The organism is Leisingera sp. ANG59, assembly GCF_013317235.1.
GTDB lineage: Bacteria > Pseudomonadota > Alphaproteobacteria > Rhodobacterales > Rhodobacteraceae > Leisingera.
Genome location: NZ_WLCM01000048.1, coordinates 1 through 20,306 on the forward strand (window position 1 = coordinate 1; position 20,306 = coordinate 20,306).

At 65.4% G+C, this 20,306-nt stretch carries 21 protein-coding genes, 1 pseudogene and 2 riboswitches; of the genes and pseudogenes, 13 read left to right on the top strand and 9 right to left on the bottom strand.

Translation table 11 applies throughout. From position 1 onward, the window contains the following. Positions 1–507: TonB family protein (locus GKC28_RS22835; protein ID WP_254604365.1), on the top strand; the 507-nt coding region annotated here is incomplete at its 5' end. A gap of 10 nt (positions 508–517) precedes the next feature. Here the strand turns inward: GKC28_RS22835 and GKC28_RS22840 are convergent. Both GKC28_RS22840 and GKC28_RS22845 read right to left on the bottom strand, forming a co-directional pair. Then, positions 518–922 (bottom strand): OsmC family protein, encoded by a 405-nt coding sequence (locus GKC28_RS22840; protein WP_174149281.1) that lies wholly within the window; start codon positions 920–922, stop codon positions 518–520. 56 nt (positions 923–978) lie between these two features. Then, positions 979–2,262, bottom strand: a complete 1,284-nt coding sequence (locus tag GKC28_RS22845; protein ID WP_174149282.1) for a replication initiation protein — start codon at positions 2,260–2,262, stop codon at positions 979–981. Positions 2,263–2,853: 591 nt separating this feature from the next. Here GKC28_RS22845 and GKC28_RS22850 point away from each other — a divergent pair. Together GKC28_RS22850 and GKC28_RS22855 are read left to right on the top strand one after the other, a co-directional pair. Further along, entirely contained in the window at positions 2,854–4,278 is a 1,425-nt protein-coding gene (locus GKC28_RS22850; protein ID WP_174149283.1) for an AAA family ATPase, read from the top strand. Then, positions 4,256–5,350 (top strand): ParB N-terminal domain-containing protein, encoded by a 1,095-nt coding sequence (locus GKC28_RS22855; RefSeq protein WP_174149284.1) that lies wholly within the window; start codon positions 4,256–4,258, stop codon positions 5,348–5,350. Before GKC28_RS22850 ends, GKC28_RS22855 begins: the two co-directional genes overlap by 23 nt. Positions 5,351–6,130: 780 nt before the next feature. Here the strand turns inward: GKC28_RS22855 and GKC28_RS22860 are convergent. From GKC28_RS22860 to GKC28_RS22890, 7 genes and pseudogenes are all read right to left on the bottom strand, one after another. Further along, positions 6,131–6,244, bottom strand: a pseudogene (locus GKC28_RS22860) (carbohydrate kinase); the annotation flags it as partial. Beyond that, complete coding sequence (locus GKC28_RS22865; RefSeq protein ID WP_174149285.1) at positions 6,241–6,921, bottom strand: D-lyxose/D-mannose family sugar isomerase; 681 nt, start codon at positions 6,919–6,921, stop codon at positions 6,241–6,243. The gene GKC28_RS22865 and the pseudogene GKC28_RS22860, both read right to left, overlap by 4 nt. Positions 6,922–7,299: 378 nt before the next feature. After that, the gene (locus GKC28_RS22870) at positions 7,300–7,950 is read right to left on the bottom strand and encodes an energy-coupling factor ABC transporter ATP-binding protein (protein ID WP_174149286.1); all 651 of its coding nucleotides are present in this window, start codon (positions 7,948–7,950) and stop codon (positions 7,300–7,302) included. Further along, on the bottom strand, positions 7,937–8,725 hold the full coding sequence (cbiQ, locus tag GKC28_RS22875; protein WP_174149287.1) for a cobalt ECF transporter T component CbiQ: 789 nt from the start codon (positions 8,723–8,725) through the stop codon (positions 7,937–7,939). Before cbiQ ends, GKC28_RS22870 begins: the two co-directional genes overlap by 14 nt. After that, complete coding sequence (locus GKC28_RS22880) at positions 8,722–9,303, bottom strand: cobalt ABC transporter permease (RefSeq protein ID WP_174149288.1); 582 nt, start codon at positions 9,301–9,303, stop codon at positions 8,722–8,724. Before GKC28_RS22880 ends, cbiQ begins: the two co-directional genes overlap by 4 nt. Next, positions 9,300–9,917 (bottom strand): cobalt transporter CbiM, encoded by a 618-nt coding sequence (cbiM, locus tag GKC28_RS22885; RefSeq protein ID WP_174149289.1) that lies wholly within the window; start codon positions 9,915–9,917, stop codon positions 9,300–9,302. Before cbiM ends, GKC28_RS22880 begins: the two co-directional genes overlap by 4 nt. A 10-nt stretch (positions 9,918–9,927) precedes the next feature. Continuing rightward, entirely contained in the window at positions 9,928–10,713 is a 786-nt protein-coding gene (locus GKC28_RS22890) for a DUF4198 domain-containing protein (protein ID WP_174149290.1), read from the bottom strand. A gap of 142 nt (positions 10,714–10,855) precedes the next feature. Then, a riboswitch (cobalamin riboswitch) is annotated at positions 10,856–11,070 on the bottom strand. A gap of 280 nt (positions 11,071–11,350) precedes the next feature. After that, a riboswitch (cobalamin riboswitch) is annotated at positions 11,351–11,560 on the top strand. A gap of 158 nt (positions 11,561–11,718) precedes the next feature. Here GKC28_RS22890 and GKC28_RS22895 point away from each other — a divergent pair. The 10 genes from GKC28_RS22895 (at position 11,719) to GKC28_RS22940 (ending at position 20,031) form a co-directional block, all read left to right on the top strand. After that, positions 11,719–13,614, top strand: a complete 1,896-nt coding sequence (locus GKC28_RS22895; protein WP_254604366.1) for a TonB-dependent siderophore receptor — start codon at positions 11,719–11,721, stop codon at positions 13,612–13,614. A gap of 3 nt (positions 13,615–13,617) precedes the next feature. Further along, a complete protein-coding gene (locus tag GKC28_RS22900) occupies positions 13,618–14,454 on the top strand; it encodes an ABC transporter substrate-binding protein (protein ID WP_254604367.1) in 837 nt (278 codons plus the stop codon). Further along, positions 14,451–15,434, top strand: a complete 984-nt coding sequence (locus tag GKC28_RS22905) for an iron ABC transporter permease (RefSeq protein WP_174149292.1) — start codon at positions 14,451–14,453, stop codon at positions 15,432–15,434. The genes GKC28_RS22900 and GKC28_RS22905 overlap by 4 nt, the downstream gene beginning before the upstream one ends. Beyond that, entirely contained in the window at positions 15,431–16,186 is a 756-nt protein-coding gene (locus GKC28_RS22910; RefSeq protein WP_174149293.1) for an ABC transporter ATP-binding protein, read from the top strand. The genes GKC28_RS22905 and GKC28_RS22910 overlap by 4 nt, the downstream gene beginning before the upstream one ends. Continuing rightward, a complete protein-coding gene (locus tag GKC28_RS22915; RefSeq protein WP_174149294.1) occupies positions 16,186–16,842 on the top strand; it encodes an adenosylcobinamide amidohydrolase in 657 nt (218 codons plus the stop codon). Before GKC28_RS22910 ends, GKC28_RS22915 begins: the two co-directional genes overlap by 1 nt. Next, positions 16,835–17,836, top strand: coding sequence for a hypothetical protein (locus GKC28_RS22920; RefSeq protein WP_174149295.1), 1,002 nt, complete (start codon positions 16,835–16,837; stop codon positions 17,834–17,836). The genes GKC28_RS22915 and GKC28_RS22920 overlap by 8 nt, the downstream gene beginning before the upstream one ends. 11 nt (positions 17,837–17,847) lie before the next feature. Then, positions 17,848–18,489: a MotA/TolQ/ExbB proton channel family protein gene (locus GKC28_RS22925; protein ID WP_174149296.1), complete on the top strand. Its 642-nt coding sequence runs from the start codon at positions 17,848–17,850 to the stop codon at positions 18,487–18,489. Continuing rightward, positions 18,486–18,866 carry a biopolymer transporter ExbD gene (locus GKC28_RS22930; RefSeq protein WP_174149297.1) on the top strand — a complete coding sequence of 127 codons (381 nt, stop codon included), beginning with the start codon at positions 18,486–18,488 and terminating at the stop codon, positions 18,864–18,866. The genes GKC28_RS22925 and GKC28_RS22930 overlap by 4 nt, the downstream gene beginning before the upstream one ends. Positions 18,867–18,871: 5 nt before the next feature. After that, positions 18,872–19,255 (top strand): biopolymer transporter ExbD, encoded by a 384-nt coding sequence (locus GKC28_RS22935; RefSeq protein WP_174149298.1) that lies wholly within the window; start codon positions 18,872–18,874, stop codon positions 19,253–19,255. Between the two features lie 410 nt (positions 19,256–19,665). After that, positions 19,666–20,031 carry a TonB family protein gene (locus GKC28_RS22940; RefSeq protein ID WP_174149299.1) on the top strand — a complete coding sequence of 122 codons (366 nt, stop codon included), beginning with the start codon at positions 19,666–19,668 and terminating at the stop codon, positions 20,029–20,031. Positions 20,032–20,306: the final 275 nt, after the last annotated feature.

The window sequence follows — 20,306 nt, forward strand, 5'->3', positions numbered from 1 at the left end:
GTCCCAGCAGACTCCGCCGCCCAAGGCCAATTCCAACCGCAACGCGGCCGGCCAGGCTGGCCAGCGGGCGGCGGGCGCAGGTCCCAGCAGACTCCGCCGCCCAAGGCCAATTCCAACCGCAACGCGGCCGGCCAGGCTGGCCAGCGGGCGGCGGGCGCAGGCGGCGGCGCCGAGGCCGGCCAATCCGGCGGCGCCCGGACCGCCACCGCCGATCCGGGCCGCGAAGCCAAACTGCGCAACGTCTGGGGCAACAAGATCCGCGCCCGCATCGAGCGGCGCAAGCGCTACCCTTCCGGCGCCCGGGGCCAAGCCCAGGTGATCCTGCGCCTCACCGTCGCGCGGGACGGCCGCCTGCTGGACCACCGGATTGCGAAATCCTCCGGCATCGCCGCCTTTGATCAGGCCGCCCTTGCCGCCGTCGCCCGCGCAGGAAAATTTCCGCCCGCCCCGAAGAAGCTGCAGGCCAGCCAGATCCGCCTCAGCCTGCCCGTCAGCTTCACCCGGTAGGGCCGCGGGATCAGCGCTCTTCCAGCACCACCGTCACTGCGCTGTTCATCGAGTTGCTGACGGTGCAGGAGGACTTGGCCTGCGCCGCGATCTGCCGGGCCAGCGCCGCGTCCTCGGCAAGCCTGCCGATCACGGCAACCTCAGCTGTTTCCAGCCGTCCCGGCAGCGCTGGCGCACCAACCCCGGCCACCCGCACCTGAAACGGCGGCAGCTGCACCTTGTTCCGGCTGGCCGTCCACTCCACCGAGCGCACGATGCAGGCGCCAAGCGCGGCCAGCATTGTCTCCACCGGCGAGCCGGCTGGCGGACAGGGGCCGCTGTCCGCACCCTCGCCGCTGGCATAGCGCAGCTCAGCGCCGCCATCAAAGATCACATACACAGGGCCGTAGCGCTTGGGTTTCACTTTCAGGACCACGCTCGCCTCCCTTTCCCGACAACAGGCCGCACCCGGGCAAACCCGGAAAACAGGCTCTAAACAGGCAAATCCTCGAAGGCGCCGGGAACCAGCTCCTCCCAGAACGCGGCCATTTCCGCCGCCAGCAGAGCCGCCGCCCAGCCGCGGTTGCGGAATTCCTCGCGGTCGATCTCATCCTCGAGGCGGCTCAGGAACAGCCGCTTGTCGGCATCCCTTTGCGTCGGCGAACGCCCCGCCGCCAGCTCGCGGATCCGCTCCAGCTTCTGCGCCCTGAGGGAGCGCTCCCGCGCCTTGGCCGCATCCTCCGCCGCCGCCATCCGCGCCGCCTCGGCCTCTGCCGCCTTGCGCGCCTCCGCCGCCGCCAGCACCTCCGGCGAAATCTCCCGGGCAGCCTCGGCAGGCGCGGATTTGTAATCGTCGCGCAGGGCCGCGCTCAGATAGCGCACCGGGCTGTCCACGCCTTTCTGCCCCTTCAGATAGCCGACCTTCTCGGCCACATACTCCTCGCCATGCTCGGCAATCCACTGCCGCGCCAGACGGTCGCTCACGCCCAGCTCCATCAGCTGGGTGTAAACAGCCCCCTGCCGCACCCCTGCCCCGTCGTCGATGTCCAGCATCGCCAGCTGCGGGTTCTCCTTGATCCGGAACCGCACCTCCGCCACCTGCCGCCCCATCTTCTTGAACTCCGGCGTCAGGAGGATGTTGGAGGTCTTGTTCACCTCAGCCACCGCCGGCTTGATGATCTTGGCATTCAGATGCTTGAAGCTCTCGTAATAGGCGCTGCCATCCACCCCCATCAGGCGGCGGAACAGCGCAATATCCCACCAGCCGGTCGATCCCGTCCGCACAAAGCGGTAGCAGTTTTCATAAAGCGCCAGCGCATGGCCCGAGGTGAACCGCCGCTGGATGTTCAGATTGATCAGGGCAAAGACCTTGGGGTCGTGCAGCTTCTCCGCCAGTGCGGGCGAATAGGCATATTCGCAGACCCCGCCCGACAGCTTGGCATAAGAGAGCAGCGAACTGACCCCCCATTCCTGCCGCCCCTGCTCATCCAGCATGTCCCACTCGGCCACTGTCTCCGCCAGCGAGCGCAGCGACTGCTTCAGCGTCTCCATGTCGTTGGAGTTGTAGCCCACCATCAGGCACAGCGTCTGCGCGTCGATCTGGTGCTTGGGCTTGGTGACCAGCGCATCATAGGCATTAAGCAAGAGCACATTCGACAGCTTCCGCTGCAAGAGCGTCAGCTTGCCCGAGACATGGATCGCCGCCACGTTCTTCTTCACGGAGCCCCGGCGCAGGGGGCCTGTCAGCTTGCTGTGCGGGATGTTGTCAGCGTCCATCGCCCTGCCCTTTTGCCCCGCTTTGGCCTTTGCGACTCTGCGGGATCTGCTCTCGGGACTACTATGGCGGAAAAGGCACCCGCGCTCAATCCTGCTTTGGGCACCCTTTTACAGGACGGCGCCATCCCGCAAACGGGTACCTATCGGCGCAGCCTTCGGAATTTCGCGTAAATCAGCGCCCAAAACCCCGCGTTCCGGGCTATTCTGACGCCCCGGGACCCTCATTTTGGCGCTCTTGAGTCGCGGGTGCCTCTGCTCCTGCGAATCGGGACCCTTGTTCCCGCAAACAGGTACCAATGCCCCTGTAAACGGGCACCCTTGATACCGGAGACAGGTCCCGAAACACATCTAACGTTATGATAAGTAACGAATTATTGACCGCAAAGATTCTAAACTGAATCAAAGATTCACAACATTTCAACTTGTTTATGCGATAGTCATTATTGGGGAAAAGAGTCATATATTCCGCGGGATACGGACGGCAGCGGAAAACAGATGCGCTGCCAGATAATGATTCACCTTCTGCCCAGGATGTGCGACAAAAACCGGGATAACACGCCAAACAGGCGATCTACCCGAGGCATAAGGCACATGGCAAAGAAACCTGACACCCCCCTGCCCCCCTATTTCAACCTGGATCCGGCGGCAGCAGCGGCCAAGCTTGGCGACCTGGTGGACACCGCCAGATTTGCCAAGGCCGCCGCCTTTGCTGGCCGCGGACGCGATGATCTGGCCAAGCGCGGCTACGCCCCCGACGGCCGCAAGCGGCTGCGCAAGTTCTCCACCTGGGAAATCACCCGCTACCTGATCCCGGTCGCCCCCGCCCACCTGCGCCGGGTGCTGAACAAACACCCCGACCTGCCCCAGGGCGAGGGCGCCAGCGGCTCCAAATGGTTCACCCTGGAGGAGGTGCTGAAGCTGCGCGACCATTTCGCCTCCGAGGGCATCGCCACCAAGGAATACCGCCCCTACCGCCCCGAGGGCCTGCCCGCCAAGGTGGTCGCCGTCGCCAACTTCAAAGGCGGCGTCGGCAAGACCTCCACCGCCGCCCATCTGGCGATGTCCGCCGCGCTCGACGGCTACAAGGTGCTGGTGGTCGATCTCGACAGCCAGGGCTCCATGACCTCGATCATGGGCGGTCAGGTGGCCGATGAATGGCAGACCGTCTTCCCCCTCCTCGCCCGCGACTACGCAGAGGCGGTGGAGGCGGAGAACAAGGTCCGCGCAGCCTCTGGATTAGACTCTATTCCGCTGGATGAGACTCTGACCGAGGCCAAGGAGGTTTCGCTGCGAAACGTCGTGCAGAAAACCCACTGGCCCAACATCGACCTGATCGGGGCCCAGCTGAACCTCTACTGGGCGGAATTCCAGATCCCGGTCTGGCGCATGGGGCTGCGCAATTGGGCGCTGTGGGACGCGCTGACCAACGCGCTGGAGGCCGGCGGCGCGCTTGATGACTATGACATCGTGCTGCTGGATACCCCCCCTGCCCTCGGCTACCTCACCATCAACGCGCTCGCCGCCGCCGACATCCTGATGGTGCCGCTCGGCGCGTCGTTCCTGGAGTTCGACTCGACGGGCCGCTTCTTCGACATGCTTTATTCCACCTTCGCCTCCATCGAGGACGGCGAGAACGCCGGCCGCCGCCGCGCCGGCCTGCCGGAGATGAAATTCGAATGGGATGTGGTGCGCGCCCTGATCACCCGTTTCGACGCCAGCCAGCAAAGCGATCTGGCAAACGTGATCCAGGCCTATTTCGGCGACATGATGAACGCCTACCGCCAGGACTACACCGCTCTCGTCGGCCAGGCCGGCGAAAGCGTCTCCGGCATCTACGAGGCCGACTACCGCAACTTCAACCGCGAGACCTATGTGCGCGGGCGTGAAGTCTTCGACCGCACCTATGCGGAATTCAAGGAGCTTCTGATCGGCAGCTGGTGGCGCGATCAGCAGATGGAGCAGGCACAACAGACCCAGAAAGAGGACAGAGCAGATGGCACGCCGCAGACAGCTTGAAACCCCCTCTCCCGAGGCGCTGAAGGAAATCGAGGCCGGCATCGACCGCGACCTGGCCCGCGGCCCCGCGGGCCTGCGCCCGCCAATCGCCGATGTGGTGGCTGACGCCGCCCGCCACGCCAGCCCCCTGCCCCAGGCCGACCGCGAGGCCGCCGCGCGCGACAAGGCTGACGCCGAACGCCTGCGCGCCGCCGAGGGCAAGGGCCTGGTGGCGGTGGAACTGCCGCTGGACGAGATCACCGCCGATGCCCTCAACCGCGACCGCATCGTGCTGGACGAGGACGAGATGCAGGAGCTGATGGCCTCGATCTCCGCCAGCGGGCTGCGGCTGCCGATCGAAGTGTTCGAGCCGCTGAACCCGGAGGACGCCGGGCGCTACGCGCTGGTCTCCGGCTACCGCCGCCTGACCGCGGTGCGCCGCCTCAACGCGATCAGCGGCGGCGAACGGTTCCGGACCATCCCCGCCTTCATCCGCGAGCCCGGCAGCATCGCCAACGCGCTGGTCTCGATGATCGAGGAAAACGAGATCCGCTCCGGCCTCAGCCAGTACGAGCGGGGCAGGGCGGCGGCCTCGGCGGTGCATGACGGCATCTTCCAGAATGTCGACGACGCGGTGGCGGTGCTGTTCCAGCACGCCTCCCGCGCCAAGCGCTCCAAGATCCGCTCCTTTGCGCTGATCCACGAGGAGCTGGGCGACATGCTGGCCTATGCCACCGGCCTCAATGAGCGCCAGTGCCTGCGGCTGGCCGCAGCCCTGCGCACCGGCACGGCGGAGGTGATGCGCGCGGCGCTGGAGGCCGCAGGCGCGCGCTCCGCGGCAGAGGAATGGGACGCGCTGCTGCAATTCGTGGAACAGGCCGAAGGCGCGCCGCAGGACCCCGCCCGCGGCGGCCGCCCCAAGACCGCGCAGAAGGTCGAGAGGAGCCGCCGCACCCGGCTGGCCAACGGCATTTCCATTGAACGCGAACACGGCCCCAACGGCTATGCCATCCGCTTTCACGGCAACAACGTCACCTCGGACCTGGTCGATGCGGTGATGGAGAACGTCCGCCACCTTCTGGAACAGACCTGAGCGGGCAGGGGCCGCCTCAGAGGTTTCGCAGCGAAACCCCGGCTGAAGGGCCGGGGTTTTTCATTGCCTGGAACACACGGGAAAATACACCAGGGAGGGGGAGGTTTCGCAGCGAAACATCCGGACGTCCTTGGGGCCGGGCGGTGAAGCCCTTCGTTGTGCGGCCTCGGCGGACGGCGCCGCAGGCACGGGGTTTCAGCCCGTCCGCGCAGATCCCTTCGGCATAGGTTTCGCAGCGAAACCTCTAGCCAATCCAATGGACCAAACCGATGCGGCGGACGGCGGACAGGACCGAGGGACTGCCCGGCAAACCTGGCACAACTGGCCGCCGCGGATGTCGCGGCCAGTGGATGTTTCGCAGCGAAACCGCCGCCGGCCGCTCTGTCCCTGCGCGCGAGCTGGCCAGCGGCACGCGCCTTCAAACCGGCTTCAAACCGTGCTGCCAGCACTTCACGCTGCTCAGGTTTCGCAGCGAAACATATGCTCCGGACAAGGGGGGAGCCGCAAATCAGACCGTTGTCCGGCTCGCCCGGGGCCAGACCCCCCCTGCCGGCCTGCGGTTCCGCACACAGGCGAGGTTTCGCTGCGAAACATCCCCGCTTCCTCCGGCTGCCTGCGGGCGTGTCTGCCCCTTCGGTTCAGACCGCCGAGGGTCACATGTTCCGCATAAGGGATTGAAAAGGTGCGGATTTGCCGCCTCAGCCTTGGGTCAAAAGTGCAGCTGATGCTGCCAGGGCGGACTGGCGCCGGCGCTAGGCGCCTTTACCGCGGCAATCGCTGCGCCATGGCGGTGTCGGACACCGCGCCGCCGGGGCAGGGGGCAAAGCAGGCGCTGCCGTCCGCCACTGAGGCGGGCAGCATGTCGATCAGCGCCTCGCCGCAGCAGAGGATCATCTAAGCCACGCCGGGTAGTCGGAAACCAGCAGGTGCAGCGGCGGCTCGTCCTCCTCGATCTGCGAAAACCGTCCGATGTCCATCTCGAACACATTGTCGGTGGCGTCGTCGTTGACGGTGGATACCTCTCCGATCAGCACGTCGCCGCCCTCGCCCCAGAAGGCATGCCAGACGCCGGGCAGCAGGGTGACGCTTTCGCCGGGCGCCAGCGCCAAACGGCCGCCGGCGGGCAGGGTGCGGATCTGCCCGTCGCAGGGCACAGAGACCTCGCTGTGGCGGCAGATGCTGCCGTCGGGGGCGCTGGCGAACAGCTCCAGCACCAGGCTGGCGCCGCCGCGGTTGATGATGTCCTCGGCCTTGCCGATGTGGCGGTGCATCGGCGACAGCTGGTCCCTGCGGCTGATCAGCATCTTTTCGGCGTAGAGCATGCCGGAGCCTGCGGCGAGGTCCTCCTTGCGGCCGTTGCGCAGGGTGAACAGCAACAGGCCCAATTCCCCGAAACGGCCCTGGCCGTAGTCGGTGACATCCCAGCCGAGCCCGCGGGCGGCGATCATCGCGTGGTCCCGCGCCGCCATCTCCGCCGGCGGCCAATAGGCAAAGGGCGGCAGATGCACCCCGAAACTGCGCAGGAAAGCATCGCCTTCGCGGATCAGGCTGTTGACAGCGGAACGTTTCATGATGGGGCTTTCGTCAGCTGGGGCTAGGCGGGCAGTCCCGGCAACAGGTGGACCATGTTAAAGATGAAACGATCTGGCCCGGATGTCCATATTTTGCAGATGCCTGCGCAAGGCGGAAGCCTGCCGAGGCTCTTGAGCCTGCGCGCTGAGTTGCCAGCCGCGGTGAAGCCGCCGAGGGGCGTGCGAAGCGGCTCGCGGTTGCCGCAGTGGAAGCGCGTGCCGGCAGCCCCGACGCACCGCCAGATGGGCGGCGCCTTTCGTACACCGTTGCCGGCTCTTATTGGCTTCAGATATCCGCCTCCGCTCCGGTCAGGGACTTCTGCGGTGAAGTCCCGCGCGAAAAGGTCAGGCGCGAAGGGGCAGGGGTGCCCGCTTGCCCTAACCCGGCACCAGCTCCCGGTCCTTCAAGTGATACTCCTTTGGAGCGACCTGAGCACGGAAATCCGGGTCATGGCTGACCAGCAGGATTGCCTGATCCAACTCCTTCAGGATCGCTGTCAGCCGGGCATAATTGACCGGGTCCAGCGCATTGGTCGGCTCATCCAGAATGAGCACGTCCGGCTCCATCGCCAGCACCGTGGCCAGTGTCACCAGCCGTTTCTCGCCGCCCGACAGTTTGTGGGTAACCCGGTCGCGCAGGTGCATCAGCCCCAGGCGGGACAGCACAGCGTCCACGATGGCCAGGGCCTCCTGCTTGGACTTGCCCAGGTTCAGCGGGCCGAAAGCCACATCTTCGGCCACTGTCGGGCAGAAGAGCTGGTCGTCAGCGTCCTGAAACACGAAACCCACGCGGCGGCGCATCTCGTGAAAGTCTGCCTCGCTTCTGCAGGGTTTTCCAAAGGCGTCAACGGTGCCTCTGGCAGGGGGAATCAGCCCCATGATGATTTTCAGCAGCGTCGATTTGCCGGCGCCGTTCGGTCCGACAATCGACAGCCGCTCCCCCGCGTTTAGCTGCATTGACACGCCTTCGAGAACCGGATCAAGACCGGGGTAGGCAAAGTGGATATTCTTCAGATCAAGTAGCAGCATAGGCGGCCTCAGCCCAGATCAGGGCGGCAAGGGCGGCGGTAAGCGCCGCGGCAAACAGCAGGTCAGCCCTGCGCAGGCGGAAATCTTCCAGCAGGATGATGCGGCCGGAGAAACCCCGGCATTTCATCGCCGCCAGAATGCGTTCCGACCGTTCGATGGCGCGCACCAGCATCATGCCCACCAGATAGCCGTAGCTGCGGTAGGTGTGCCAGTTTGTTCCGGGGCGGAAGCCGCGCAGCTTCATCGACGTGCGCAGACGCTGGTATTCCTCGCGCAGGACGTCGATGTAGCGGATGGTGAACATCATCAGGTGCACCAGCCGTTCCGGCGTCTTGAGGGCAAACAGCGCGTGCCCCATCGTCACGGGCTCCATGGACCCGACCAAGGTCATGACCGCCAGGATGACGGCATTAGCAGTCAGGGCAATCTCGGCCGCGCGCCGAAGGCCTTCCCAGCTTGCTTCCAGCCCCCAAACGGAAAAGACCGGTGTGCCGGGAATGGTGAAGGGCAGCAGCACCAGCATGAAGATGATGAAACTGTCCATCATCGCCATCCGTTTCAGCGTTTTCCGGGGCGGCAGGCCGGAGTAGGCCAGCAGCCACATCGACAGGCCAAGCGCCGCCGACAGCACCCAAAGATTGCTGAGGGAGACCACCACCACGGCATAGACCGCGGTCATCACGATGCGCATCCGCGGATCAAGCGCTGTGACCTTGGCGCGGAACGCGCCGATGCCGCTGAGCGGCTTTTCATCACCCGTCAGAACATAGGTCATGCGCCGCTGCCGATCTTGCGCCGCGCGGCGATGTAGAAGCCCAGCCCGAACAGGCCAAAGATATAGCCGATGCCGCCAAGTACGGACTGGAAGTCCGACTTGTTCTTGAACGCGGTCAGCTCCTGGCGCAGCGGGCGCAGCTCGTTGCGTATCATAGTGGCAAGCTCAGCGCGGGCGTGGCCTGACAGGTCGGCTGCCGGGGCCGCCGGAATTGCTGCGGTGCCGGCCCCGGCGGGCGTCGCAGCGGTGGGGCTTTGGCCCATGATCTGTGCGACTTCCGCGGCGTCCATTATCACCTCGGCAACATGTCCTGCGCCCAGATCGCCGCGAAAGATATGCGTCACCGGTTCTGACGGGGTGAACAGGAAGAAACCGTCCGCGTCAGTACTGGTTTCGCCGAGCTTGCCGCCGGCTTGGTCAAAAACCTCGATCAGCAGGTCCGGAGCCATGTCTCCGTTGGAAAAGCCGACCTCGCCCTCAATGTCCGAGCCGGAGGGAAACACGGCGGAGATCACGTTGTGCGCCAGTGCCGGCAGCGGCGCCAGCAGGGCTAGGATCAAAACGCAGGAGCGGATCATGCCAGGCTTCCTTTCGTGTCTGCAAACAGCTCAGGCTTGACCCGCCGGGCCAGGAAAATGGCGGCGCCGGACAACAGCGCCTCGATCACCATCACCGGGATATGGGAAAAGAACACAAGCTTGGCGGCAAGGATGAACTCGTCACCGGACAGCATCAGCGACACCGCAACTGCAAGGGTCGTGAGGGCAATGGCCGCCCCGCCGCCAATGCCGCCCCAGATTGCGCCCTGCAGCGGTGAGCCGCGCGCCACAAGCGGGCGGAACATCAGCCCGGCCAGAACCGCAGGCAAGGCAATATTCACGGCGTTCACGCCCAGCACGGTCAGCCCGCCGAAACCGAAGAAAACCGCCTGCAAGAGAAGCCCGACAAACAACGCCGGAAAGGCGGCCCAGCCAAGGATCAGCCCGGCAAGGCCATTCAGGATCAGGTGAACCGAACTGGGTCCGATCGGGACATGGATCAGCGAGGCCACGAAGAAACTGGCCGACAGCACCCCCGCCGCCGGAATTCGCTCCAGCGGCAGGCTGCGCAGACCCATCGCAATACCGCCGACGGCGGCAACCGCGCCGCCGATCACAACCGGGTTCGACAGTGCGCCGTCTACGATATGCATCGGTCTACTTTCACTTCAGCTCTTCAGCGCGGATCCACAGCACGGCATCCTGGCTGAGTTCCTTGCCGTCGTGCTCGGTCGCGGGACCGGAACCCAAGGCCGCAAAGCCCCAGTAGCCTGCCTTCGGAATGCCGAAGGAGAACACGCCGTTCTGGTCGGCGATGGCAACAATCGCGCCGCCCGGCATCTCACCCACGGAGGGGTTGGTGGTGGAGAATTTCTCCAGGTCCGGTTCAGCCGCCATGAATTCGACTTCGATTTCGGCACCGGGAACCGGCTTGCCGTCTGCCAGAACCTGGCCGGAGAAGGTGGAGCCGACAATCACGTTGTAGGGCTTGTTCAGCGGCAGGATCTCGGTGGCCAGGCCAACCGGCTGGTCCCAGTCGGTGGGCAGCGTGTTGCGGTTCAGCACGACCTTGGAGATCTGCTGGATGTAGATGTCTTCGCTTTCCTCGTAATAGGGCGAGGGCACGGTCACCACGACATAATCGCCGGAGCGTTTCACCGGTACGGAGGCCTTGTAGGCCGAAGCTTCGTTCTCAGCGCCCCTGAAGGTGGCGGGCTCCAGGCGGTCCGACAGGTCGGTCTTTTCGCCCTTGTGGATCATGAAGAATTCTTCCGGCGTGCCCATGTCCATGGCGTGGCCATTGGACATCGGATGCCAGAAGACCAGGCCCATCGGCACGTCGCCGGGCTTCTCGATCAGCGCGCTTTCGGTGTAGTTCAGCTGGAAATGCGCCGACGCGGCGGCCGGCAGGGAAACGGCCAGGGCTGCGGCCAGATAGTTCAGTTTCATTTCGTCCTCATTCGACGCTGCAGGCGCACCTGCAATCAGGAATGAACAACGGGGAGTAGCGGCACGGAAACGCCTGTACGGCACACGCGCCAGACGCGCACCCCGGCGTCCGGTGGAAAAGAGTTGAAGCACCGCAAGCGGAGCCTCAATCCCTGTGTCCGGCAGGTCTCCTGACTCGCGGGTCCTGGTTCGGCTGGCCTTCCCGGGGGCTTCCCAGTGGCATTCTCAGCGTCACTCACCGCTCACAGTTGCGGGGGCAGTCACGGATTTGGTCCCTTTTGGGTACGCCGCACCGTGTTCCCTATTTCTTCCGCTGCGCATTGAAACACTCGCGGAACCGGTCACAGTTGCTGAATGGCAAACCGGAATTTCCGAGTCAAGCGAATCGTCTTCCGGGCGTCAGCCGGCTTGGCGCCGAGGATTGTGCCGCCCGCTTTGCTGCGGTGACCAGCAGGCAGGCAGGTTCCGATCGGAGGATCATGGGGCAACCGCGGCTTTTCGCATCTAGCCGAACGTGTAATCCCTTATCATCATTCAAAAAACTGGAAACCTGGCCTTGGCGGTATGAATGCCGGCCCGGGACCATTTTTTACTCAGGTTGCGTTTTCCACCGCTTGACAGAACAAATTCAGTTTGCCTAAGTCCGGGCCATTCTGGTCCGGCTGGGAAACCACCCGGTTAAAAGGGAACACGGTGAGGTGTAGCCAACAGGCGCCGAATCCGTGACTGCCCCCGCAACTGTGAGCGGAGAGCAATGCTGCGATATGCCACTGCCCCAAGGGGCGGGAAGGCGCGGCAAAGCCTCGACCCGCGAGTCAGGAGACCTGCCAGGATGATCACCCTGTCCGGGTGCGGGGCGCGCCAAGGGCAACGGACTTCCGTAGTGGTGGCAGTTTTCACCGTCTGCGGGGGCAATGCCTTCCAAAGACCAAAATTTTGAACATGCTGCCCGGCATGGGCAGCCGCTTGGCCTGTGCTTCTTGCGCAGGCCGGGAGGAATGGAATATGCGCAAGGCAAGCCTGTCCCTGGCCGCGGCCCTGGCCGCCGCCCCTGCAATCGCAACCGCCCAGGATTCTGTGGTCACCGATCTGGGAGAGATCATCGTCTCCGGCGGCTTTACGCCGGTCGAGGCCCAAAAATACGGCCGCTCAGTCTCAGTCCTGACCAGCGAAGAAATCGAAGATCGCGGCATCACCACCGTCCAGGATGCGCTGCGCTCGGTGCCCGGCGTGATGGTGAACGGCTCCGGCGACAGTTTTACCCAGGTCCGCATCCGCGGCGCCGAAGCCAATCACACGCTGATCCTGATTGATGGCGTTGAGGCCGCTGCCGGAGATAGCGAGTACATTCTGTCCGGCCTGGACACGGCCAATATCGAGCGGATCGAGGTCCTGCGCGGCCCGCAATCGGTGTTCTACGGCTCCAACGCTTCGGCCGGTGTGATCAACATCATCACCAAGTCCGGCGGCATCGGCACGGAATACGGCGGCAGCGCGGAAGCGGGGTCCGACGGCTACCGGGCCTCGGCCCGGGTTTCGTCGCGGACCGAGCGCGGCGGCATCGCCTTCAGCTTCGCCCATGACAATGACGACGGCTACGACGCCTCGGGCGAAGGCGGCGAAGAGGACGGCATCCGCCGCAACACACTGCAATTGAAAGGCGACTACCTGGTCACCGGCCGGCTGAAGCTTGGCTTCAACTTCCGCACGTCAGATGAACGCTATGACAGCGACCGCACCTCCTTCACCGCAACGGATGCGGCCAGCTATGTCGTGGATGATCCGACGCAATTCAGTGACCGGGATGAGCAACTGGCCCAAGTTTTTGCCGAGCTAGACACCTTTGGCGGCCGCCTGAAACACCAGCTGTCGCTGGAGCGCACTGATTTCGACCGATCCCGCAACGGCGGCACCCCGACCGAGACCAAAACAGAAGCGGCGAAGTACTTGCTGAGCTTTGGCCTGGACGGGCAGCAGGCTGATCAAGCAAACCATCTTCTGAACGCAATGCTGGAATGGGAGGAGGATTCCAGCAGTTCCAATCCTGATTTCCGGCGGAAAACCAACTCGATTGCTCTCGAATACCGCGGCAGTTTTGACAATGGCCTGGATCTGCAGCTGGGCGTGCGTCACGACAGCAACAGTGCTTTTGAGGACGCCACCAGCTGGAACGCCAGCGCCTCATACACATTTGCAGGCAGCGGGGTGCGCCTGCATAGCTCCGCGGGCACCGGCATCGTGAACCCTTCTTACTTTGAGCTGTTTGCCGATGAGGACTACGGGTCCTTCACTTACAGCGGCAACCAAAACCTGCAGCCGGAAGAAAACCGCAGCTTCGACATCGGAATTGAAGTGCCCTTCCTTCAAGGCCGCGGCCTGGTGGATGTGACCTATTTTGACGAAACGCTGACGGGCGAGATCGAAAGCTACGTGGTTGACGATACCGCACCCGTCTGGGACTACACCTACCGCAACCAGGCGGGTGACAGCGACCGCAAGGGCGTCGAAGTGTCGGCAAGCCTTGAGGCAACGGACAGCCTGTATCTGAACCTGGCCTATACATATCTAGACGCGAGCAACCCCGACGGTTCGGTTGAAGTCCGGCGCCCGGAGCATGAACTGCTGCTGAGCGCCACGCTCGATACCTTCAACGGTCGCGGTTCCATCACCACTGACATCCGCCACGTGGCGGGCAACTGGGACACTCAGTGGTTCAACTCCAGCACTGATGCCGAACTCGACGACTACACCACTGTCAATGTCTCGGCCCAGTATGAGCTGACGGACAACGCCGTGCTGACCGGGCGTGTCACCAACCTGTTCGACGAGGACTACGCCGACGTCTGGGGCTACGCCAAGCGCGGCCGCGCCGCCTATATCGGCGTGCGGGCCTCGTTCTGACCCATGCGCAGGCTGCCCGGCATAGCCCTGGCCCTTTTGTGGGCCGCCACCGGCGCCTTTGCCGGGCCGTCGCGCGTGGTGTCGATGAACCTTTGCACCGACCAGCTGGCGATGCTGCTTGCGGCGCCCGGGCAGCTGGCCTCGGTTTCTTACATCGCGCGGGACACACGCGCCTCGGCCATGGCTGACGCGGCCATGGCCTATCCCGTCAATCACGGGCTGGCGGAGGAGATTTACCTGCTGCAGCCCGGTCTGGTGATTGCCGGCGCCTATTCGACACCGGCCACCACGGATATGCTGCGCCGTCTTGGCGTGCCGGTGGTGGTGTTCCAGCCCGCCAGCTCGCTGCAGGATGTGCGTGAGCGGATCCTGCAGATGGGGGTGGTTCTGGCTCGCGAAGAGGAGGCCCGCGCACTGCTGGCAGACTACGACCAGCGGCTGGCAACGCTTGCACAAGCCGGGCCGGAGGCGCCGCGCGCCGCGCTCTATGCTGCCAACGGCTTCACCTCCGGCGACATGACACTGGCGGGCCAGATCCTGCGCGCGGCAGGGCTGCGCAATATCGCGGATGAGCTGGGCTATGCGCGCTCCGGTCATATGCCGCTGGAACTGCTGGCGATGACGGCGCCGGACCTGCTGATCGGCACCTCGCTCTATCCGCGTGCCTCGCGCAGCGAGGACAATCGGGCGCATCCGGTGGTGCGGCATCTGGCCGCCCGCAGCGGCGCCGGGCAGATGCGCGATGCGGATTGGGTCTGCGGCACCCCGCATGTGCTGCGCGCGGTGGCAGCCCTGGCCGCAGAGCGCCGCCGGTTCATGGAGAAGGAGAGCCGGGAATGACCCGCCTGATGCTGCCGCTGGCCGCAGCGGTGCTGGCGCTGTTCCTGCTGTCGCTCACCGTGGGCCCGGCTGATGTGGGCGCCGGCAACAGCCTGGCTGCTCTGTTTGACGAGGGTTACGGGCCGCTCACCCTGGTGATGCGGGAAATCCGGCTGCCGCGGGCGCTGCTGGCGGTGATTATCGGCGGCGGGCTGGGGCTGGCGGGGGCCGCGATGCAGGGCTACCTGCGCAACCCGCTGGCTGAGCCGGGACTGATCGGTGTGTCCTCCTCGGCAGCGCTGGGGGCGGTGCTGGCGATCAACACCGGGCTGGCGGCCAGCCTCACTTTGGGCCTGCCGCTGGCGGCACTGGCCGGTGCTCTGGCGGGTGTCTTTCTGGTGATGGCGCTGGCCGGGCCGCAGGGCGGCTCGCTGACGCTGATCCTGGCGGGGATCGCGATCTCAGCGATGGCAGCGGCACTCACGTCGCTGGTGCTGAACCTGTCGCCCAACCCCTTTGCCGCCAATGAGATTGTGTTCTGGATGATGGGCTCGCTGGCGGACCGCTCGATGCTGCATGTCTGGCTGGTGCTGCCCTTTGCGCTGTCGGGGGGCGCGATCCTGCTGACACTGGCGCGGGGTCTGGATGCGCTGACCTTGGGCGAGGATGCGGCGCAGACCATAGGGATGAACCTGAACCGGCTGCGGCTGCTGCTGGTTGTCGGGACTGCCGCCATTGTCGGCGGCGCCACTGCTGTGGCGGGCGCTATCGGCTTCATCGGCTTGGTGGTGCCGCATATCCTGCGCCCGCTGGTTGGCGGCCAGCCGTCGCGGCTGTTGTGGGCCTCGGCACTTGGCGGCGCCATAATGCTCCAACTGGCTGACATCGCGGTGCGGATCATCCTGCCGTCGCGGGACCTCAAGCTGGGAGTGGTCACCGCCCTGGTCGGCGCGCCGCTGTTCCTGCACCTGATCTACAAGACGCGGAAGGGTCTGGCATGAGCGTGCTTTCGGTCCGGAACCTCTCCGTCACCTTGCGGAACCGCCCGGTGCTCCGCAATGTGTCCTTTGAAATCCAAACAGGTGAATTCGTCGGCCTGCTGGGGCCGAACGGCGCTGGCAAAAGCAGCCTGATGCGTTCCGCCCTGGGGCTGATCCCGGCGCAGGGGCACAGCTCGCTGGCGGAGATGAGTGCCGCGGAACGCGCCCGCGCGGCGGCCTGGATGCCGCAATCGCGCGAAATCGCCTGGCCGATCCCGGTAGAGCGGCTGGTGGCGCTTGGCCGCCTGCCGCATCTGCCTCAGGGGCTGCGGCTGCCGCCCGGTGATCAGGCGCTGGTCGATCAGTCGATTGAGCGCATGGGACTGGATCCGTTCCGCCAGCGCGCCGCCTCGCGCCTGTCCGGCGGCGAGCAGGCCCGCGCATTGATTGCCCGCGCTCTGGCGCAGGACACGCCGCTCTTGATGGCCGATGAACCCGCCGCCGGGCTGGACCCGGCGCATCAGATCTCCACCATGGAGGTCTTTGCCGCCTTGGCTGCCGAAGGCCGCGCCGCGCTGGTATCATTGCATGATCTGGGGCTGGCGGCGCGCCATTGCACAAGGCTGATCCTGCTGGCCGAGGGCAGCATCCTGGCTGACGGTGCGCCCGCCGAGGTGCTGACACCGGCCCTGATGGCCCGCGCCTTTGGCATCTCGGTCTGGCATGAGACCACGGCGCAAGGGCCGGTGTTCCAGCCGCTGGAGGTGCTGTGATGGGAAGCGTCACCCTGGACCGCCCCTGGATCGAGTTTGACCTCGGCGCAGAGATGCAAGTGCTGAGCTGGGCGGTGAACCGTCCCGGACTTGTCACCGCCCGACGCATCCTGTGGCGCGAAGTCCGCAACAGCGACCTGCCGCGTGATCTGGATGTCACCGAATGGTTTGCAGGCGAACTCTCAGCGCGCGGCTGCGGGGATGCCGTGGCCTTCCTGACCTCGCGCGATGTGCGCCGCTATTGCGAGGCCTCAGCCACTGTAGAAGGCATCAGCACTCATGCGGTGGCCACTGTCGGCTTGTCCAATGCCGAACGTGTCGGCAGCCGGATGGACTACGCCAGCCGCAACTGGGGCACCATCAATGTCGCCCTGCGCCTCTCCGAAGGGCTGACGCACGCCGGGCTGATCGAGGCGATGAGCATCGCGGTTCAGGCCCGCACCGCGGCGGCGATGGAGGCAGGCATCACTCTGTCTTCAGGAACCGCGACCGGCACCGGCACCGACTGCGTCGCGGTGGCGGCTCCGGTCGGGGCTAACCCCTATGCCGGGCTGCATACTGCTACCGGCGAAGCCATCGGCAAAGCCGTTTACCAGGCTGTCCATCTGGGCGCTCTGGAATGGAAAACAACCAACAGGAGGGCAGCATATGCCTGAGCTTCAACAGGTGCTGAAAGATGCGCTGATGCAAGAGGATTGCGGCTGGAACATGGGCTCGTTCGGCGCCATTGCCGAGTTCCACCATGTCTATGGCGACCCGGCGCCGCAGGAGCATGCCGGGCTTATGCAGGTAACCCCCCGCGGCGGTGTGCGCATCGACACCCTGGAGGGCGTGCGCCCGGTCGCCTATGAGACCCTCAGCCCAAAGCCGCACCGCTGGACGCAAGCCGTTTCGCTGTGCTTGCCGTATGATGACGCCGCGATGAACCAGCGCGGGGCGCTGACCGCGCTTGGCCCCGACGAAGATGCGCTGCGCGACGAAGACCGCGGCGCCCAGCTGTTCGACATGGGGCTGGGCCAGTACCAGGCGGATTTCTGCATCCGCACCGCCGACCCGGAACTGCTGGAAGTTCTGAGTGAAAACGCCGGCCGGTCGCTATTTGAGCACGGCAACCCAGCAATGGGTGCGATCCTAAAGCACCATCCGCACCGGGTGCTGCTAACCCGCCTTGGCCGGGTCGAAGTTTTTCAAATGATCGGCGGTCCCGACACCGGCGGCAAATCCCCCGAAGGCCCGCACACCCATGTGCTGCCCAAACTGCTGCGTGCCGAGCGCACCCATTCCGCTAACACGCCCATCCCCGAAGGCTGGGTGCCCTGCTGCGGCGTCCATCCTGAGAACCCGGTGATAGGCCGCCTGGGCGAGGACAAGGTCTTCAACCGCGCCGCCTTTGACGCTTTCCAGGAACTGCTGCGCGCTTGGGGCGCCGAAACCTACTGCCAGGGCAAGCAGGCGGTCTGGGAGCTGCTGAAGACGGAAACCCCGGCTGAGGATGCCGAAGAGCCAGTGACCCGCGAAGGCCGGGCCGGCTGGCGCAACGGCATCCGGCAATGGCGGGTGCTGCATGGTCCGAACCGGCTGACCGAGGCCTATGCTGAACGCTTTGACCGCGGTGCTGAGCAAACCGAGCCGGAAAACCCGGGCCACTGACGGAGGCTGCGATGTCCTTTGCCCCTCTCCTCGATTTCATGGCCCGCGGCGGCCCCGCCTTGTGGGTGATCGCGGTGCTGTCGGTGCTGACCCTGGCGCTGTTCCTCTGGCGGGTGATCGGGCTTGCGCAGGCGGGCGTCTGGCGCAAACCGCGGGCTGAAGCCTGGCTCGGTCAATGGAGTGCAGGGGGCACCCCGCCCATCAGCGCAGGCCGCACGCCGCTGGACCGGGTGACGCTGTCTGCAATGCGGGCGCTACTGACACCTGAATTCAGCCAAGAGTCCGCGGAAAAGGAATCCACCCGCATCGCCAAAGCGGAACTGGCAGAGCTGCGCCGGGGGCTGCGGGCCTTGGAACTGATTGCGGCGATTGCGCCTCTGGTGGGGCTTCTCGGCACCGTGCTGGGGATGATCGGCGCCTTTCAGGCCTTGCAGGAAAGCGGCAGCGGCGCTGACCCTTCGGTGCTGGCAGGCGGCATCTGGGAGGCGCTGCTGACCACGGCGGCAGGCATGGCGGTGGCGATCCCGGCCTCGGCTCTTGCCTCCTGGGTTGAGGGGCTGGCTGAGCGTGAGCAAGCCGCAATGGAGGACGCCGCGACCCGTGTGTTCACCGCGGCAGCCGCCCGCCCGGCACTGCGGCACGCCGCAGAATGACACTGGCCTTTGGAACGCCGCGTGCGAAAAAGCGCCTCAGCCTCGCGCCGATGATCGACGTGGTGTTTCTTCTCTTGGTGTTCTTCATGCTGGCCTCGCAATTCGGCCGCGACCGGGTGGTTCCATTGGCCACGGGCGGCGCAGGCAGCACCTATCAGGGGCCGCCCCGCCTGGTTCTGATAACCGCCGAAGGGCTGCGGCTGAACGGAGTGCCAATGGAGGAGGAAACCCTGGCGGAGCGGTTGACCGCGCTGACCCGCACGACATCGGATGCGATCATCCTGCAACCGGATGCCAAGGCTTCGCTGCAGCAGCTGATGGACGCGGCGGGTCTGTTGACAGCGGCAGGCTTCACCGGCCTGGTGGTGATGGAGTAAGCAGCATGGATTTCTCAACACCCAAGAAGCGGCAGGCAGGTGAGCCGATCCTGCCGATGATCAATGTGGTGTTCCTGCTGCTGATTTTCTTCCTGCTGTCTTCGCAGATTGCGCCGCGCGCGCCCTTTGCGGTGACCCCGCCCAAGCTGGAAAGCGGTGAAACTTCGGCGTCTGAGGCGGTGCTGTTCATGGCAGCTGATGCCCGGTTGCATTTCCCCGGAGCTGAGGGCGGGGACGCCCTGGCCGCTGTTGCGGCGCAGGCCGCGAAGCTCGAGGTCCTAACTCTGCGCGCCGATGCCGGGGTGCCTGCCCGCGAGGTTGCGGCGCTGATCTCCCGGCTGCGCGACGCGGGCATCCAGGCTGTCAGCCTGACAGGCACAGGCTCATGACCCGGCGCACCTTGTTTCCCGCCTGCCTGGCCGCCGCCGCTGTGCTGCATGCCGTGCCGTTCCTGACAATGCGCGAGGGCGGCACAAGGGCAGCTGGCTCCGGCAGCAGCGGCAGCGGGCAAGTGACACTGGCGGCCGCCTCCAAGGCGCTGGCGCAGCAGGTCTCAGATTGGAATCGCCCGCCGGAGATCCACACGCCAGCGCCTGCCGTGGCACCTGGCAAGCCAACGCAGCAGCCTGTGCTGGCCGCCGCTCCGGCTGCGCCGGCTCCGGTAGCAGTCAGCCCGCCTGTTCTTGCGGCTGCAGCCGCTCCGGACACCGCACCTGCGCGGCAAGTTTCGCCGCCGCCTCCACCACCTCCGCCCGCTGCAGTGGCAGCCGCGCCATCCCCCGCAGCATCAACGGAAAATATGCAAGAGCGAGCTGCCGGCAGCAGCCGTCAGCAGGCCAAGGGCGACGCTGGCGCTGATGCGGCCACCACCGGAGACTCAGACCGCACTGCCAGCCTCAAGAACCGCTGGGGCGCGGCAATCATTTCGCGGGTTGAGCGGCAGAAACGGCCGCCCCGCGGCGGCGGGGAGGGGACGGTGCGGCTGCACCTGACGGTTTCAACCCATGGGCGTTTGCTGGCCGTTTCTGTTACCCGAAGCTCCGGCAGCGCCAAGGTAGATCAAGCGGCGGTGGCCGCTGTAAAAAAAGCCCGCATGCCGCGTGCTCCCAAGGCCCTGGCACCCGGCGGCTACAGCTTCACGTTCCGGACGACATTTACCGGCTGACCGCAGGTGTTCCGGCCCTCATCACTGAGGCGAACGCAGTTGAGCTGGAAGTGACTGCGAGCTTGGCAGCGCAATAAGATGCTTCAACCGAAAATCATTAGGCAGTCTGCGAAGAGCGTGTAAAGAGATGAGCCGCGGCTCCTTCTGCACCTTCACTTCCATCTGGATGCGCAGGACTCCTCCAGCACTGATTGGCGCATCCGCAGCGGCGGCCGCGGTCACAGCCGGAAGCCCGCAGGCTGCCGGAATCGTCAGCCCCGGGGCCGTTGCCCTGG